Here is a 17,019-nt window from a genome sequence, read left to right as displayed (position 1 = left end):
TCAGGGCGCGTGCCCTTAGAACATGCCCTGCAGGTTGGAACGGGCATCCTCGCTCAGCCAGCTCATCCACTCTTCCTGATTGTTCTGCAGGAAGTAGACGACCGCCTCGTCAACGGTTGCCTCGTTATCGGTATGCCAGGCCAGCAGACCGTTCATGACGTCGTTGTCGAACGTGACGTTCTGCATGAGCTCGAAGGCTTCCGGCTCGCGCTCGGCCAGATCCGCGGTCACGACGTTGAACACGCTGGCGGACGGGAACGACGAGACGCCGACCTCGTTGCACTCGGTGTTCTGGTTGCAGTCGTGGACTTCCTCGTTGTACGGACCCAGATCAACGCTCACGAAGTCGTACTTGCCGAGCGGTGCGGTGGGACCCCAGTAGTAGCCGAAGTAGGGCTCTCCGGCCTCATAGGCCGATGCCATGGCGGCCTGAAGGGTCTCGCCGGAACCGTGGTTGAACACCTCGATGCCATTGCCTTCCAGATCAAACGCCTCTTTCAGCGAGTCGTTGACGATCCGGCAGCCCCAGCCGTCAGGGCAGTTGTGGAAACGGGCGCCGACGAGATCAGGGTTGTTCAGGATCCCTTCAATGGTGCCGAGCTCGGGGTTTTCCTCGACGAGGTAGCTCGGCACGAGCCAGTGCTCGGTACCGCCTTCGCTGAAGGCGTCGGAGGCCTTCACGACCTTGCCTTCTTCGGCAAGCTCGAAGTATAGCGGGGCGGAGTTGACCCACAGCTCAGGCACGATGTCAGGCTCGTTGTTCTCGGCCAGCGAGGTGATCGCGGTGGTGGTCGCCGACGGCACAACCGTGACATCGCAGCCATAGCCCTGCTCGAGCAGGAACTCGGTGACACCGGTCATGATGCCGCCCGAGGTCCAGTTCATCTCGGCGACGGACACTTCGCCGCACTCGGCGTTCGCCGCCATGGGTGCCATCGCACCGGAGAGGACGAGGGCGTATAGAGGACGCTTACTCATGGTTTTCTCCATTATCTTGGATTAATTGAAGGATTGGCCATCAGCCGGGGCGGCCCGAGTACCCGCTGATAACGGGGTCGCGCCTGCACCGGTGCGATGGAAAGGGGAGAGTCTGCTGCACAGCGCATGCAGTCTGAATTTTGCGCGGTCGATCGGGTATCGGATTGCCCGGTCTCCGTGTCCAAGTTGAGTTAACTATAGATCAACTTTTCTGATCAGCGCAAACGGCCGGACTCATCCGAGCCAGGAAAGGGCCAGGGCGCCCGCCAGCGGGCCCAGCACCATGCTGACCAGCCAGCGGCGCCAGACGAACGCCCAGCCGAGGGTCGGCAGTTCATAGGCAAGCACACGATGGAGGGCAAAACACGACCATCCGGTCAGCAGCGCGATGAGCTGCGGGGTGCCCACGCCGGCGCGCTCGAGCACCAGGATCAGTGGGAATGTGACGGTCGGCCCGCCCGGCAGGATGCCGCCGAGCGCCGAGGCGATGACAACGCCGGTGAGCCCCGAGCGGGCACCGAGCCACTCGCCGAACAGCGCCTGGGGGATCAATTCACCGACAAGGCTTGCGGCAATCAGTGCGATGGGCAGTCGGATCAGCAGCGGAGCGAGCTGTCGCCATGCCCCACGGATGACGCTGGCATGGCTGACCCCGCTATGGCGATGGCCCATCATGCCAAGGGTCAGCGCCATGCCGAGGATGCTCAGATAGGCATAGACCATTCAGCGCCGCACCGGCTCGCCCAGCCATTGGGCGGTGACGCCCGCGATCAGCGGCAGGGGCAGTGACACGAGAAGGCGCAGCACAACAAAGTCGACGCCAAAGAAGGGTAATTCCCAGATCAGGATGCGCTGGATTCCGAGCACCGACCAGGCGGTCAGGTAGGTGATGCAGATCGGCAGCGAGGCACCCACGGCACGCAGTCCGACAACCAGCGGAAACGCCATGAACGGTCCGCCCGGGGTGACCGCGCCGGCGGCAATGGCGATGAAAAGCCCGCGCCAGCCGGCATCACGGCCGAGCCATCGTTCAACGATCTCCCGGGGTAGCAGGGCCTGGGCATAGGCCGCCATGACAATGGCGATGACCACCAGTGGAATGACCAGGGCGATCAGCTCGCCGGCTGACAGAAGCGCACCGGTCACGGCCTCCACGCCCTGACGCTGGGCGAGGAGGGTACCGGCGGCTGCGGCCAGCACCATGAAAAACACCGTCATCCGCCGGTTTCCTCACGAAGGCGTTGCCAGCGTTGCCATTGCCCGGCGTCTATTTCACCGCTCTCCAGCCCCTGCCGAATGGCGCAGGCGGGCTCATGGCCGTGACGGCAGTCATTGAAACGACAGCGGCGGGTGGCCGCCGCAATCTCCGGGTACGCGGCATCCACGTCACTCGCGGACAGATGGTCGAGCCGCAATGTGCGGACCCCGGGCGAGTCGACCACGGCGCCGCCATCGGGGCGCTCGAACCAGGTGGTCGCGCTGGTGGTATGCCGACCCTGGCCGCTGGTCGCGGATATTTCCCCGATACGCCGCGATGCCGTGGGGATGAGGGCCTGGGTGATGGACGATTTGCCGACCCCGGACTGCCCCACCAGGATCAGGGCTTCATGGCGGGTCGCGGTCCGCAGGTGGGCGAGCCCGTCGTCGGATAGGAGGCTGCCCGTCATCAGGACGATCCCCTGGCGCTCGCAGCGCGTCCGTAAGGCGTGCATCGCCCCCGTCGGCGTCGACGGGGCCAGGTCCTGCTTGTGACACCAGATGAGCAGCGGAATGCGCAGTGCCTCGCCGAGGACGATATAGCGGTCGATCAGCAGGGCGTCGGGGGCGGGCTGTGGGGCGATCACCACGACGATGCGGTCGATATTGGCGGCCAGTCCCCGGGGTCGACCGCGAAAGTCACCGCGTTCGATGAGATTGGTGCGCGGCCGGATCGCATCGATCCAGCCCGCGGTGGCGTCGGCGGACCAGTCCACCCGGTCGCCACAGACCGGGCGGGGCGCGCGCCGACTGCGGGGGTGGCAGCGATGCAGCGCGCCGGACGAGTCGGCCACAAGGCAGTGATTGCCGCTGCTCACGATCACGCGGCTGCCGGTCTCATCCATGGCGTGGGTGTCTCGGTCGGGGAGTGGCTTTGGTAGACTGCCGGCTCAATGCAGGCAAGGGGAATGCAGACCAATGCTTTACTCGGCGACGAATCTGATCTGGATCGATCTTGAAATGACCGGGCTCGACGTCGATCGCGACCAGGTCATCGAGATTGCCACGATCGTCACTGACGCCGATCTGAATGTGCTCGCCGAGGGGCCGGTGCTGGCCATCCATCAGCCTGAGTCGGTACTGGCCGGCATGGACGAGTGGAATCAGACCCAGCACGGTGGCTCGGGCCTGCTCGAGCGGGTGCGTCAGAGCGTGGTGGATGAGCGTGAGGCCGAGCGTCAGACCCTGCGATTCCTCGAGCAATGGGTGCCGGCGGGGGTGTCGCCCATGTGCGGCAACAGCATCTGTCAGGATCGTCGCTTCCTCCATCGGGTGATGCCCGAGCTCCTGGGGTACTTCCACTACCGGCACATCGACGTGAGCACGCTCAAGGAGCTGGCGCGGCGCTGGCTGCCTTCCGTGGCCGAGACCACCGGTAAGACCAGCTCGCACCTGGCGCTTGACGATATCCGCGACTCCATCGCCGAGCTGCGCCACTACCGCGCCAGTTTTCTGTGCGAGGCGGCAAAGGGCGGTTGATGTCGGGCGTGCTCAGGCGTTGCTCCCGGCACTGACGGGGCGCCGCGGGTCGTTACCCCATTCCGACCAGGATCCATCGTATCCGCGGACCCGCTCGAAACCGAGCCAGCGCAGCACGACATAGCTCAGCGATGAGCGGTGATGCGTCTGGCAGTGCGTGATCACCTCGCGCTCGGGCGTTACGCCGAGTGCGGCATAGGCCTCGCGCAGGCTCTCCGCTGGCCGCAGGCGGCCGTCACCGGCTGCGTCGACGTTATCGGTCCAGTCCAGGTTGACGGCGCCGGGAATATGCCCGGCGCGTGCCGCGCGAACGTCGTCGCCGCGATACTCGCCCGGCGAGCGGGCATCGAGGATGACCACATCCGGGTCGTCGAGGTGTGATTCGATGTAGTCGGCGTCCGCCCGCGCGCGGCTGGCGGCCGTGTCGACGGGGTAGGGCGGCGCCCCGGCCCGGGCGGCGTGGGTGTCGGCCACCAGTGGCAGTCCTTCCGCCCGCCACGCCGGCAGTCCGCCGTCGAGCAGCGACCAGTCGTCGTGACCCACGCAGTCCAGGGTCCAGAGCAGTCGCGAGGCGGCGCCACCGCCGCTTGCGTCATACGCAACGACATGCCGCGTCGGGATGATGCCCGCTTCGGCCAGCACCCTCGCGAGGGTGGCCGAATCCGGCAGCAGCCCGCTGGCCGGGGGCCGGGCGGCTACCAGATCCGCATAGCGCAGGCAGGTCGCCCCCTCGATGTGGCCCTGAGCGTGAACGGTCTCATCGCCCACAAACACCACCTGGATCCCGGGGTCGCCCAGGCGCTGCGCCAGATGATGCGCCGCGATCACTCGTGGCATGGCCGCCATCAGTGGGTCTCGCCGCCCAGGTACAGCCAGGTCTCGACCACGCTGTCAGGGTTGAGTGAGACACTATCAATGCCCTCATCCATCAGCCAGCGCGCCAGGTCGGGGTGATCCGAGGGGCCCTGGCCGCATATCCCGACATATTTGCCCGCCTTGTTGGCGGCCTGGATCGCCATGTGCAGCAGCGCCTTGACGGCCGGGTCCCGCTCCTCGAACAGGTGCGCGACCAGTCCTGAATCGCGGTCCAGCCCCAGGGTGAGCTGGGTGAGATCGTTGGAGCCGATGGAGTAGCCATCGAAGATCTCGAGGAACTCGTCGGCCAGCACGGCATTCGACGGCAGCTCGCACATCATGATGACCTTAAGCCCGTCACGACCCTTTTCGAGTCCGTTGCGGGCAAGCAGATCCACCACCTGACGGCCCTCATCGGGGGTGCGCACGAACGGGATCATGATCCAGACATTGGTCAGCCCCATTTCCTCGCGCACCTTGCGCAGGGCCCGGCATTCGAGCTCAAAGCAGGGCCGGAAGTCCTCCGAGATGTAGCGCGACGCCCCACGGAAGCCGATCATCGGGTTCTCTTCCTCGGGCTCGTAGGCGGCCCCGCCGATGAGGTTGGCGTACTCGTTGGACTTGAAGTCGGACATGCGCACGATCACCGGCTGATCGGCAAAGCTCGCCGCCAGTGTACTGATGCCCTCGGCGAGTTTATCGACGTAGAAACTGACCGGATCATCATAACCGGCGATCTGATTGTCGATGACCGATTTAAGGTCATCCGGCTGCTGGTCATACTCCAGCAGTGCCCGGGGATGGATGCCGATCATGCGGTTGATGATGAACTCGAGCCGGGCCAGCCCTACGCCGGCATTGGGCAGCTGGGCAAAATCGAAGGCGCGGTCCGGGTTGCCCACGTTCATCATGATCTTGAATGGCAGCTCGGGCATGTTGCCCAGCTCGATGTTGCGGATCTCGAAGTCCTGGATGCCCCGGTAGATGTAGCCGGTATCCCCCTCGGCACAGGACACCGTCACCTCGAGGCCATCATGCAGGCGGTCGGTGCCATTGCCGGTGCCGACCACCGCGGGGATGCCCAGTTCGCGGGCGATGATGGCGGCGTGGCAGGTCCGCCCACCGCGGTTGGTGACGATCGCCGAGGCACGCTTCATGATCGGCTCCCAGTCGGGATCGGTCATGTCGGTGACCAGGACGTCGCCGGCCTCGACGGTGTGCATGTCCTCGAGATCATCCACCACACGGGCGCGGCCGGCGCCGATACGCTGACCGATGGCGCGGCCTTCAACCAGCACCTGACCACGTTCGTGGAGCTGGTAGCGCTGTAGACTCTGGCCGCCGTCGCGGCTTTTCACCGTCTCTGGCCGGGCCTGGAGGATGTACAGGCGCCCGGTCTCGCCATCCTTACCCCACTCGATGTCCATGGGGCGGCCATAGTGGGCCTCAATGGTCGTGGCCTGACGCCCCAGCGACTCGACATCCGCATCGCTGAGGCAGAAACCGGCCCGTTCCGCCTGTGATGTCTCAACGACCCGCACCGTCTCGTCGCTGTCCGGGTCGTCCTCATAGACCATCTTGATGGCCTTCTCACCCATCGTCCGGCGCAGGACGGCGGGCCGCCCGGCGGCCAGCGTCGCCTTGTGAACATAAAACTCGTCGGGGTTGACCGAGCCCTGCACCACGGTCTCGCCAAGACCATGGGAGGCGGTCACGAACACCACGTCACGGAAGCCGGATTCGGTGTCCATGGTGAACATCACGCCCGAGGCACCGACATCGGTGCGCGCCATTTCCTGGATGCCCGCCGAGAGCGCGACCTTGTCGTGCGCAAAGTCATGGTGCACGCGGTAGGAGATCGCGCGGTCGTTGAACAGCGAGGCGAAGACGTCCCGGATCGTGCGGCGGACGTTGTCAAGCCCGCGGACGTTGAGAAAGGTCTCCTGCTGGCCGGCGAAGGAGGCGTCGGGCAGGTCCTCGGCGGTCGCTGAGGACCGCACCGCCACCGACAGATCGGCTTTCTGCGAACGCTCGACGAGCTGCGACCAGGCCTTCGCGATCGCCTCGTCGAGTTCCGCCGGGAAGGGGGTTTCGATGATCATCGAGCGGATCTGTGCGCCAACCCGTGCCAGCGCCTGGACATCGTCGATGTCGAGGCCGTCGAGGGCGGCCTCGATCCGCGGCCGCAGCCCGCTTTCATCCAGAAAGTCCCAATACGCCTGCGCGGTGGTGGCGAAGCCCCCGGGGACCTGCACGCCCGCACCGGAAAGGTTGCTGATCATCTCACCGAGCGAGGCATTCTTGCCGCCTACCCGCTCGACATCGTCCATGCCCAGCGACTCGAACCAGACTACATATTCGCTCACTACCGCTCTCCCGTTAAAAGTATGTGCCGCATCGGTATACTGATGCGTGATTATCGTTGATCAAGTCGAGTCCCGCCATGTCTGAATCGCGCAGTGTCTTTTTCATATCGGATCGCACCGGGATCACCGCCGAGACGCTTGGCCACAGCCTACTCACCCAGTTCGCGCTCGAGGCCTCGCCGGTGAGCATGCCTTTTACCGACAGCCCGGACGCGGTGGATGCCGCCATCGAGCAGATCGAATCGGCGGGACGCGCCAGCGGCGTGCGCCCCATCGTTTTCAGCACCATCATCGATGCGGGCCTGCGCAACCGGCTGCGGCGGGTCAACGCCGTGGTGCTTGATTTTTTTGACACCTTCATCGGCCCGCTCGAAAGCGAGCTCGGCATGGAGTCGAGCCACACCATCGGCCGCAGCCATGGCATTGCCGATCCCGGGGCGTACAAGCTGCGTATCGATGCCATGAACTACGCGCTATCCGCCGACGATGGCGCCGCGGTGCGTCACTACGAGCAGGCCGACGTGGTCCTTGTCGGCGTGTCGCGCTCGGGCAAGACACCGACCTGCATCTACATGGCGCTTCAGTACGGGATCTACGCAGCGAACTATCCGCTGACTGATGATGATCTGCTCAGTGGCCGGCTGCCGGAAGTGCTGCGGCCGTTCCGCCAGCGGATCTACGCGCTCACGATCCGTCCCGAACGGCTCGCCCAGATCCGTGCCGAGCGGCGCGCGAACACCCGTTATGCGTCGCTGCGCCAGTGTCAGTATGAAACGGCTCGCGCCGAGGGGCTTTTTCACCAGGAGAAACTGCCTTTCTCGAACACCACCACCATGTCCATTGAGGAGATCGCGGCGATGATCATCCAGTCGCGTCATCTTCCGCGGCGACTCTATTAAAATCCCGGCTTTGATGCCAGTCAGGGGGCGTCCCACGCCGCGTGGCTGTGCTAGCATCCGCGCATGATCAAGCAGCCTGGCCAACTCGTTGCAGAGCGCCCGCCGCAGGGCAGTTTCGCCGCGCTCATGGAGCTCTACGAGAGCAACTACATCTTCCTGCGCCGCCTGGTGCCGCAGCTTGACGGACGGCGTGACGCGCAGGTCTCGAGCGTTGACCGCGGCCCCGATCTGCATCTTGAAGTCATTGAACGTTGCCCCTACACCACCACGCTGATGCTCACCCACCGGTTTGCCCGTCGTGATGGTGATGAGTCGCTGCCGGATCTGCAGGTGCGTATCTATCATGATGCCCGGGTGGCCGAGGTGCTGGCCACTGAGACCGAGACCGCGGGGCAGGCGCCGCTGGCCTGGCGCTGGGGGGCCAACCGGTTCCTCTATCGCTGGCTGCGCTACTGCCTGGGCGAGGGACACGGTTTTCCGAGTGCCAGCGGCGAAGCGGTCGTGCTGAGGCCTTCCGCAAGACGCTGGGCCGTCTAGGAGGGGGTTGCATGCGCCTTTCAACGAAGGGCCGCTACGCCCTGACCACCATCATGGACCTGACGCTGCATCAGGACGGTGGGCCGGTCACGCTGGCGGATATCTCCCAGCGTCAGTCGCTCTCCCTGTCCTATCTTGAGCAGCTGTTCGCCGATCTGCGCCGCGACGGACTGGTCCATGGCATGCGCGGACCGGGCGGCGGCTATCGCCTGGCCCGGGCGGCCGACACGATCAGCGTGGCGGCGGTCATCATGGCGGTGGATCCGCCGGCTGCCGCCATGGTGGATGACGGGGGTGGGCATGATGACGCGGGCAATCACTGCATCACCCATGACCTGTGGTCGGATCTGTCCGATCAAATCCGGGATTTTCTGGCCGGTATCACGCTGGCCGACCTTGCCGCGGATCCCGCGCTGGTGTCGCTGGACGGGTGACTACGGTTCGAGGTCGACGAGGCCGAGTTTGACCGCCGCCAGGGTCGCCTCGGCACGGGTCGATACATTGAGTTTGAGATAGATCGACTTGATGTGGCCGGCCACGGTGGACGGCCGGATCACCAGTGCCTCGCCCACCCGATGCCGATCGAGCCCCTGGGAGAGCAGGGCAAGGACCTCGATCTCGCGCTGGGTCAGTCCGGCCGCTTCGCTATCGGCGGGTTCAGAGCCCGTGCCGGACCCCGGCTCAGTCAGTGGCGCTTCAAACTGCCGCAGCGCGAGGCGCGTGATTTCGGGCGAGAGCCCGGGGTCTCCCTTGCCGATGGCGGCGAATAGCGCCTGGATCCCGTCGTTGCCCTGGTCCTTGAGGATATAGCCGTCAATGCCCTGGCGCAGGGCCGCCCGCAGATGGGCCTCGTCATCATGCCGGGTCAGCAGCACGCGCGGCGAATCGGGGTAGAGCATGCGCATCTGCTCGATCAGCTCAAGCCCCGAGCCGTCGGGCAGATAGAAGTCGGTGATGAGCAGTCCCGGCATCGAGCGGCCAAGCTGCCCATGGGCCGACTTGATGTCGGAGACAGCGATCAGGTCAATTTCGGGCCAGAGCCTGCAGAGGATGTTCTGGACCCGCTGCTGTTCGTCGCCATCCGGGTCGATGACCAGAGCGCGCTTCATCCAATCATCCGTTCCTCAGTGCTGCAGGATCTGTTCGAGAAACTCGCGGGTCCGCGGTTGCTCGGGGCGGGTGAAAAAGTCCCGGGGTGGCGCGGCCTCGACGATCTGGCCGTCATCCATGAAGATCACCCGGTCCGCCACGGTCTTGGCAAAGCCCATTTCATGGGTGACACACAGCATGGTCATGCCGCTGCTCGCCAGCTCGACCATGACATCCAGGACCTCCTTGATCATCTCCGGGTCGAGCGCCGAGGTCGGCTCATCGAACAGCATGATCTTGGGCTGCATGCACAGGGCCCGGGCGATGGCCACCCGCTGCTGCTGTCCGCCTGAGAGCTGGCCCGGGTATTTGTCCGCCTGTTCCGGGATGCGCACCCGTTCGAGATAGTGCATGGCCATCTCGATGGCCTCGCGCCGGGGCGTCTTACGGACCCAGATGGGCGCCAGCAGGCAGTTCTCGAGCACGCTCAGGTGCGGGAACAGGTTGAACTGCTGGAACACCATGCCGACCTCGCGCCGGATGGCCTCGATGTTCTTGACGTCTTCATTCAGCTCGACGCCGTCGATGATGATCTGGCCGCGTTGATGGGCCTCGAGGTGGTTGAGGCAGCGGATCAGCGTGGACTTGCCCGACCCGGACGGGCCGCAGATCACGATGCGCTCGCCCTTCTGGACATCGAGGTTGATCGAGTTGAGCACATGGAAGTCGCCGAACCACTTGTTGAGGTCGTTGACCTGAATGATGCTCTCATCACTGGCGGCCGATTCAACCGGGGTGGTCAGGGTCTCGGCCTCGAAGCCCGTGCCGTTGTTTTCCATGCCGGGTGTCCTTTACTACTGCCGATGGTCGGTATCGAGCTGCTTTTCAACGCGGTGGCTGTACCGCGACATCCCAAAGCAGAATACCCAGAAACAGAAGGCGACGAATAGATATCCTTCGGCCATGACGTTGTTCCAGGCCGGGTCGCTGAGCGTTGACTTGACCGCACCGAGCAGGTCAAACAGACCGATGATCAATACGAGCGTGGTGTCCTTGAACAGCGAGATCACGGTATTGGCGATCCCGGGGACGACGATCTTCAGTGCCTGCGGCAGGATGATCAGCCGCATGCGGCGCCAGTATCCCAGCCCCAGCGCCTCGGCCGCCTCATACTGTCCCTTCGGGATTGCCTGGAGTCCACCGCGCACCACCTCGGCCATATACGCGGCCTGGAACAGTGTGATGCCGATCAGTGCCCGCAGCAGTTTGTCGAAGGTCACCCCATCCGGCAGGAACAGCGGCAGCATGACCGAGGCCATGAAAAGGATGGTGATCAGCGGCACCGCCCGCCAGAATTCGATGAATATCACGCAGATGCCGCGGATGACCGGCATTTCGGAGCGTCGCCCCAGCGCCAGGGCGACGCCGATGGGCAGGGCGGCGATGATGCCCACATAGGCCAGTATCAGGGTGAGCATCAGCCCGCCCCACTGGGAGGTATCCACCGACTCGAGGCCGAACACACCGCCGGCGATCAGGATATACCCACCCACCGGTAACCCGGTGAGACCGAAAATGGCGACGCCGCGCCGCAGCCTGGCTGGCAGTGGCAGAAACGGCGGGACAACGGCGAGGGCGAACAGCACGAACGCCAGGGTGGGCCGCCAGCGCAGGGCCTCGGGATAGAAGCCATACATGAAAAAGCCGAAGCGCTCCTCGACGAATATCCAGCAGGCCTTGCCGGGCCGACAGGCGTCGACGCCATCGCCGGTAAAGACCGCGCCGATGAACGCCCAGTCGATCAGCGGAATGAGCGTGCTCAGCAGGTAGTAGCCCACCACCAGAGTGACCAGACCATTGATCCAGCTCGAGAAAAGGTTGGCGCGCAGCCAGCGGATGACGCCACGCTGCGTCACCGGCGGGGGCTGATTGGGCAGGGGCTGATGCGGGACCATGTCGCTACCGCTCCTTCAGCGCCACGGCGCGATTGTAGATGTTCATGAGAAGCGAAATGCTCAGGCTGATCGCCAGGTAGACCGCCATGGTCATGGCGACGATCTCCACGGCCTGACCGGTCTGGTTGAGGGACGTGCCCATGAATACGTTGACCAGGTCGGGATAGCCGATGGCCACTGCCAGGGATGAGTTCTTGGTCAGGTTAAGATACTGACTGGTCAGTGGCGGGATGATCACGCGCAACGCCTGGGGGATGACCACCAGTCGCAATACGCGTCGCGGCGGCAGTCCCAGTGCCAGAGCGGCTTCAGTCTGGCCGCTGCTGACCGAGACGATGCCCGAGCGGACGATTTCGGCGATGAAAGTCGCGGTATAGATCGTCAGCGCCAGAAGCAGGGCACCCAGCTCGGGAATGGCGGTGATGCCGCCTGAGAAGTTGAATCCGCCCATGGCCGGAATATCCCACCCCACCGGCCGCCCCATGACGAAGTAGGCGAGCGCCGGAAGGCCGAGGATCAGCGCGGACGCCAGGGGAAACGCCGGAAAGATCCGGCCGGTCGCGGCCTGACGGCGGCGCGCCCAGGTGACCATCACGGCCGAGGCGATCAGCGCGATGATCAACGCAATGCCGATCCATCCCGCGCCGGCCTCGAACACGGGCCGGGGGATGATGATTCCGCGGTTGCTCAGAAAGGCGACGCCGCCGACATCGAGGGCCTGCCGCGGGCCGGGCAGGGTGCCGAGCACCGCGAAGTACCAGAAGAAGATCTGCAGCAGCAGCGGGACGTTACGAAAGATCTCGATGTACGCGAGCGCGAGCTTTGCCACGAGCCAGTTGGTGGAAAGCCGCGCGATGCCGACGATGAATCCGACGATCGTCGCAAAAAGAATGCCCAGCCCTGAGACCAGCAGGGTATTGGTCAGCCCGACCAGAAAGGTCCGGGCATAGGTCATGGTTTCGTTGTAATCGATCAGGCTCATGATGATGCCGAAGCCGGCGGTTTCATTCAGAAACCCGAACCCGGTGCGGATGCCCCGGCTTTCCATGTTGCTGATCGTATTCTGAAAAAGGCTGTATCCGATCCAGGCCACGGCGGCGATTGCGATGAGCTGGAAGGCCACCGAGCGGACGCGCGGATCATTCCAGGGTTTGGGGTTGCCCGGCTTAAGCGGTGTCGGGTCGCTGCTCATGACTGCCGGCCTGTGCCGTGGGTGAGTGGGTTGTCAGCACCCGGGCATCGGCATCCGACGCCCGGGCGGTTTCATTGCGCCGTAGTGCGCTTACCGGAACGGCGGTGCGTAGAGGATGCCACCGTCGGTCCACAGGGCATTATTGCCCCGGTTGAGGCCAAGCGGCGTGTCCGGGCCCACGTTACGCTCGAACATCTCGCCGTAGTTCCCGACCTGGCTGATCACATCGACCATGAAGTCGTCGTCGAGGCCAAGGATCTCGCCCATGTTGCCGGAGGTGCCGACGATACGCTGCACGCTCGGGTTGTCCGAGGACTCCATCTCTTCGACGTTCTCCGAGGTGATGCCGTACTCTTCGGCATTGATCTGCCCGAACAGCACCCATTTGACGACGTTGAACCATTCGTCATCGCCCTGCCGGACCACGGGGCCCAGCGGTTCCTTGGAGATGATCTCCGGCAGGATCTCGGCGGAATCCGGATCCGTCAGCTGGGTCTTCAGCGCCGCGAGCTGCGAGGTGTCCGAGGTCAGGACGTCACAACGGTTGTTGTCAAAGCCCTGGGCACTCGCCTCGGAGGTGTCGAACACCACCGCTTCATACTCCATGTCGTTGGCCCGGAAAAAGTCGGCCAGGTTGAGCTCGGTGGTGGTGCCGGCCTGGGTGCAGACCGCGGCCCCGTCGAGGTCATAGGCGCTGTCGACGCCGAGCGCGGTCTTGATGAGAAAGCCCTGCCCGTCGTAGTAGTTGGTGCCGGTGAAGTTCAGGCCCAGCGACGCATCACGGGTGGTCGTCCACGTGGTGTTGCGCGACAGCACATCGATCTCGCCCGACTGCAGGGCGGTGAAACGCTCCGCGGCGGTCAGGGGGATGAATTCCACGGCATCGGCGTCACCGAGTACCGCGGCCGCGACGGCCCGGCAGGTGTCCACATCGATGCCCGCCCAGTTGCCGCTGCTGTCGGGTTGTGAAAACCCGGGCAGCCCGTTGCTGACGCCGCAGCGCAGTTCCCCTGCATCCTGCACGTCCTGAAGGGTGGCCGCCTGTGTGGTGCCGGCAAACGCCAGCAGCCCGGTCGCGGCAAGGCCCATTGAGATGATTGTCTTATTCATTCCCGCGTTCCTCTTTTGTCTCGAGGGTGTGCAAAGCCAGTTCGGCACCCCTGTCTCAAGCAAACTACGTGCCAATCGGGTGGACTCTCCTCCTCGACCCGCGGCCGTCAACGGTGCCGGGATCCGTTATGTCACGGATGCACCAGTCTGGACAAGTCCGGGCGATCTGCACATAAACAGTGCATCTGATGGCATGGACGACCCGGCATCCGCCTGCGACGATAGGCGGCTTGAAAAATCCCGGAGAAGCGCATGTCCACCGCCTTTGATCTGCACCTGCCCCGTCATGTCCGGTTTGGTCGGGATACGGCCGTCGAGGCGGTCAGTACCGTGTTCGCCCATGGCCGCCGGGCACTGGTCGTTCATGGTGCCAACGCCGCTCGGGCGCAGTGGCTGGTCGACGGACTGACGGAAATGGGCACCGGGTGCGCGTGCCTGGCCTGCCCCCACGAGCCCGATGTGGGTCTCATCGAGACCGGCGTGGCGCTGGGGCGTCAGGCCGACGTCGACGTGGTCGTGGGGTTGGGCGGCGGGTCCGTGATCGATACCGCCAAGGCGGTGGCGGCGCTCATCCCGGCCGCGGGGGATGTGCTGGACTATCTCGAGGTGGTGGGTGGCGGTGCCGCGTTGGATGCCACGCCGCTGCCGTTCATTGCCCTCCCCACGACGGCCGGCACTGGCACCGAGGCGACCCGCAACGCGGTGATTGACGTGCCCGAGGCCCGCCGCAAGGTGTCACTGCGTGATCCGCGTCTGCTCCCGGCAGTGGCCCTCGTCGATCCTGCCCTGACCGATCACTCACCGGCCGCGGTCACCCTGGCAAGCGGTCTCGACGCCGTGACGCAGGTGATTGAGCCGTATCTCAGCGGTCAGGCCAATCGGTTTACCGATGCACTCTGCCGCGATGCGATTCCTCTGGGACTGACGGCGCTCCGGCGATTGATGGCGGGCGAGGATCCGGCCGCGCGTGACGACATGGCCTGGGTCAGTCTGACCGGGGGCCTGGCCCTCGCCAATGCCCGGCTGGGTGCCGTGCATGGCCTTGCCGGGCCGCTTGGCGGCATGACCGACCTGCCCCATGGCGCCATTGCCGGCGCATTGCTGCCAGCGGCCCTGCGGGCCAATCGCGCCGCCACCCATGGTGCAACCGCCGCGCGGATCGGCGCGGTGGAGGGGTGGATCGCCGACGCCCTGGGTTGCGAGGCCGACACGGCCATTGATCACCTCGCGCAGTGGTCCCGTACGCAGGGGCTGCCCGGTCTGGGCTCGGCGGGGCTCGTGCGCAGTGATCTGCCAGCGATTGCCGCGGCCGCCGAGCGGTCCTCATCGATGAAGGGCAACCCGGTGGTGCTGCCCGCCGAAACCCTGGTGGCGATGATGGAGTCGGCCTGGTGAGTGGCCGTGTGATGCGCGGACTGCTGACGCTCTCAGGAATGATTGATGCGCTCAGCGACCGGGTGGGCCGGGCGCTGCGATGGGTGGCGATGCTGATGATCGCCCTCGGGGTGATCAACGTGATTGGCCGTTATCTGGGCGCGGAGCTCGGCATGCAGCTGTCCTCGAACGCCCTGCTCGAGGGCCAGATCCAGGCTTTCGCGGTGATCTTCCTGCTGGGTAGCGCCTATCTGCTCCGCCACGATGGGCACATCCGCGTCGACATTCTCCAGTCCCGATTCAGCGCCCGCACGCGGGCGTGGGTGGATCTGTTGGGTGCGCTGCTCGCGCTGGTGCCATTCTGTGGGGTCATGCTCCTCAATGGCGTCGACTATGTCGCCCTGGCCTGGGCGCGGGGCGAAGTCAGCCCTAACCCCGGGGGGTTGCCGCTCTACCCGATCAAGACCGTCATCCTGATCGGTTTCGCGCTGTTGCTGGCCCAGGGGATCAGTCAGGCGATCAAGGCCGCCGCCACGCTGACCGGGCGGGAGGCGCAATGATTTACGAGCTTCTGCCCCTGGCCATGTTCGCCGTGCTGCTGGTGTTCCTGCTCAGCGGCTATCCGGTCGCCTTCGCCCTGGCGGGGACGGGGTTGCTGTTCACGCTCATCGCCAGCGACTGGCTGCCCGGTCTGGGCATCGCCCTGCCGTGGGAGCCGCTGTTCCGTGTCGCCCGGCTCAGCATCCTGCCGCAGCGGGTGTATGGCTCGATCATGGACAATTACACCCTGGTTGCCGTGCCGTTTTTCATCTTCATGGGCAGCATGCTCGAGCGCTCGGGCCTTGCCGAGGACCTGCTGCAGACCATGGGCCGGCTGTTCGGACGGCTGCGCGGCGGGCTGGCGGTCTCGGTGGTGCTGGTGGGCATGCTGCTTGCCGCCGCCACCGGTGTGGTGGGCGCCTCGGTGGTCACGATGGGCGTGCTGGCACTGCCGGTCATGCTCAAATACGGCTACGACCAGCGCCTCGCCACCGGCACCATCGCCGCCAGCGGCACGCTGGGCCAGATCATCCCACCGTCCATTGTCCTGATCATTCTTGGCGATCAGATGGGCGTGAACGTGGGGGACCTGTTTGTCGGTGCGCTGATCCCCGGCCTGTTACTGGGCATCGCCTACGTGGCATGGATCGCGCTGGTTGCCTGGCGCCGGCCCCTGGCTGCTCCGGCGCTGCCGGAGGGTGCCGACGACCGCGGCCCGGCTGGCCCCCTGTGGCTGGCGGTGCTGCGCTGCCTGGTCCCACCGCTGGCGCTGGTGGGCGCGGTGCTGGGGACGATTTTCGTGGGCTTGGCCACCCCCACCGAAGCGGGCGCCATGGGGGCGTTCGGGGCGCTGCTGCTGGCGCTCGCCTATGGCAAACTCTCGCGCGGCAGTCTGCTGTCCGTGTCCGACACCACGGTCCGGCTGACCGCGATGGTGTTCACCATTCTGGTGGGCGCCACGGTATTCGCCACCGTGTTCAGTGCCATGGGCGGTCAATGGCTGGTGGAAGACTTTCTGCTGGCGCTGCCCGGTGGCGAGACGAGCTTCATCCTGTTCGTCATGCTGACGATCTTCATCCTCGGGTTCTTTCTCGACTTCATCGAGATCACGTTCATCGTGGTCCCGCTGGTGACGCCGATCGCCGAGAGCTTCGGGCTGAGTCCCCTGTGGTTTGCGGTGCTGATCGCGATGAACCTGCAGGCCTCGTTCCTGACGCCGCCGTTCGGGTTCTCACTGTTCTATCTGCGCGGTGTCACGCCCGATGCGGTGCCCACCCGCGCCATTTACGCCGGGATCCTGCCCTACATCGGGATACAGCTGCTGATGCTTGTGCTGATCGTGGCCTTCCCTGGCCTGGTCACCTGGCTGCCGGGACTCGCCGGCTGAT

18 protein-coding genes are annotated in these 17,019 nt (G+C 65.1%); 7 read left to right on the top strand and 11 right to left on the bottom strand.

Going from position 1 to position 17,019, the window contains the following annotated elements; all coding sequences use genetic code 11:
• Positions 1-15 precede the first annotated feature (15 nt).
• The 4 genes from FPL11_RS09780 to rsgA form a co-directional block, all read right to left on the bottom strand.
• Positions 16-978 (bottom strand): ABC transporter substrate-binding protein, encoded by a 963-nt coding sequence (locus tag FPL11_RS09780; RefSeq protein WP_144348437.1) that lies wholly within the window; start codon positions 976-978, stop codon positions 16-18.
• 234 nt (positions 979-1,212) lie between these two features.
• A complete protein-coding gene (locus tag FPL11_RS09775; RefSeq protein ID WP_144348436.1) occupies positions 1,213-1,701 on the bottom strand; it encodes a hypothetical protein in 489 nt (162 codons plus the stop codon).
• Positions 1,702-2,196, bottom strand: a complete 495-nt coding sequence (locus tag FPL11_RS09770) for a hypothetical protein (protein WP_069134015.1) — start codon at positions 2,194-2,196, stop codon at positions 1,702-1,704.
• Positions 2,193-3,080 (bottom strand): ribosome small subunit-dependent GTPase A, encoded by an 888-nt coding sequence (gene rsgA, locus FPL11_RS09765; RefSeq protein ID WP_144348435.1) that lies wholly within the window; start codon positions 3,078-3,080, stop codon positions 2,193-2,195. Before rsgA ends, FPL11_RS09770 begins: the two co-directional genes overlap by 4 nt.
• A gap of 73 nt (positions 3,081-3,153) precedes the next feature.
• Here rsgA and orn point away from each other — a divergent pair, with 73 nt between their 5' ends.
• Entirely contained in the window at positions 3,154-3,714 is a 561-nt protein-coding gene (orn, locus tag FPL11_RS09760) for an oligoribonuclease (RefSeq protein WP_144348434.1), read from the top strand.
• Between the two features lie 12 nt (positions 3,715-3,726).
• On the opposite strand, the gene FPL11_RS09755 is transcribed toward orn, so the two are convergent.
• Both FPL11_RS09755 and ppsA read right to left on the bottom strand, forming a co-directional pair.
• On the bottom strand, positions 3,727-4,551 hold the full coding sequence (locus tag FPL11_RS09755; protein ID WP_235013453.1) for a sulfurtransferase: 825 nt from the start codon (positions 4,549-4,551) through the stop codon (positions 3,727-3,729).
• Positions 4,552-4,559: 8 nt separating this feature from the next.
• On the bottom strand, positions 4,560-6,935 hold the full coding sequence (ppsA, locus tag FPL11_RS09750; protein ID WP_144348432.1) for a phosphoenolpyruvate synthase: 2,376 nt from the start codon (positions 6,933-6,935) through the stop codon (positions 4,560-4,562).
• A gap of 77 nt (positions 6,936-7,012) precedes the next feature.
• Between ppsA and ppsR the strand changes: the two genes are divergently transcribed.
• The 3 genes from ppsR (at position 7,013) to FPL11_RS09735 (ending at position 8,805) form a co-directional block, all read left to right on the top strand.
• Positions 7,013-7,834, top strand: coding sequence for a posphoenolpyruvate synthetase regulatory kinase/phosphorylase PpsR (gene ppsR / locus FPL11_RS09745; protein ID WP_069134020.1), 822 nt, complete (start codon positions 7,013-7,015; stop codon positions 7,832-7,834).
• Between the two features lie 63 nt (positions 7,835-7,897).
• Positions 7,898-8,371, top strand: a complete 474-nt coding sequence (locus FPL11_RS09740) for a DUF1249 domain-containing protein (RefSeq protein ID WP_144348431.1) — start codon at positions 7,898-7,900, stop codon at positions 8,369-8,371.
• 11 nt (positions 8,372-8,382) lie between these two features.
• Positions 8,383-8,805 carry an Rrf2 family transcriptional regulator gene (locus tag FPL11_RS09735; RefSeq protein ID WP_144348430.1) on the top strand — a complete coding sequence of 141 codons (423 nt, stop codon included), beginning with the start codon at positions 8,383-8,385 and terminating at the stop codon, positions 8,803-8,805.
• Here FPL11_RS09735 and FPL11_RS09730 read toward each other — a convergent pair whose 3' ends face one another.
• The 5 genes from FPL11_RS09730 to FPL11_RS09710 form a co-directional block, all read right to left on the bottom strand.
• Positions 8,806-9,480 (bottom strand): response regulator, encoded by a 675-nt coding sequence (locus FPL11_RS09730; protein ID WP_069134023.1) that lies wholly within the window; start codon positions 9,478-9,480, stop codon positions 8,806-8,808.
• Between the two features lie 15 nt (positions 9,481-9,495).
• A complete protein-coding gene (locus FPL11_RS09725) occupies positions 9,496-10,299 on the bottom strand; it encodes an amino acid ABC transporter ATP-binding protein (RefSeq protein WP_069134024.1) in 804 nt (267 codons plus the stop codon).
• A gap of 15 nt (positions 10,300-10,314) precedes the next feature.
• On the bottom strand, positions 10,315-11,415 hold the full coding sequence (locus FPL11_RS09720; protein WP_144348429.1) for an amino acid ABC transporter permease: 1,101 nt from the start codon (positions 11,413-11,415) through the stop codon (positions 10,315-10,317).
• Between the two features lie 4 nt (positions 11,416-11,419).
• A complete protein-coding gene (locus FPL11_RS09715; protein ID WP_144348428.1) occupies positions 11,420-12,607 on the bottom strand; it encodes an amino acid ABC transporter permease in 1,188 nt (395 codons plus the stop codon).
• A 90-nt stretch (positions 12,608-12,697) separates the two neighbouring features.
• Positions 12,698-13,717 (bottom strand): amino acid ABC transporter substrate-binding protein, encoded by a 1,020-nt coding sequence (locus FPL11_RS09710; protein WP_069134027.1) that lies wholly within the window; start codon positions 13,715-13,717, stop codon positions 12,698-12,700.
• A 252-nt stretch (positions 13,718-13,969) separates the two neighbouring features.
• Between FPL11_RS09710 and FPL11_RS09705 the strand changes: the two genes are divergently transcribed.
• The 3 genes from FPL11_RS09705 to FPL11_RS09695 are packed head-to-tail and all read left to right on the top strand — an operon-like array spanning position 13,970 to position 17,018.
• Positions 13,970-15,112 carry an iron-containing alcohol dehydrogenase gene (locus tag FPL11_RS09705; protein WP_144348427.1) on the top strand — a complete coding sequence of 381 codons (1,143 nt, stop codon included), beginning with the start codon at positions 13,970-13,972 and terminating at the stop codon, positions 15,110-15,112.
• Positions 15,109-15,651 (top strand): TRAP transporter small permease subunit, encoded by a 543-nt coding sequence (locus FPL11_RS09700; RefSeq protein WP_235011820.1) that lies wholly within the window; start codon positions 15,109-15,111, stop codon positions 15,649-15,651. The genes FPL11_RS09705 and FPL11_RS09700 overlap by 4 nt, the downstream gene beginning before the upstream one ends.
• Complete coding sequence (locus FPL11_RS09695; RefSeq protein WP_069134030.1) at positions 15,648-17,018, top strand: TRAP transporter large permease; 1,371 nt, start codon at positions 15,648-15,650, stop codon at positions 17,016-17,018. Before FPL11_RS09700 ends, FPL11_RS09695 begins: the two co-directional genes overlap by 4 nt.
• The last annotated feature ends 1 nt before the right edge of the window (position 17,019 follow it).

The sequence above is a fragment of the Spiribacter aquaticus genome (genome assembly GCF_007625215.1).
Classification (GTDB): Bacteria; Pseudomonadota; Gammaproteobacteria; order Nitrococcales; family Nitrococcaceae; genus Spiribacter; species Spiribacter roseus.
Note: the sequence above shows the minus strand (reverse complement) of the source record. Positions and strands in the feature narration are given on the sequence as shown.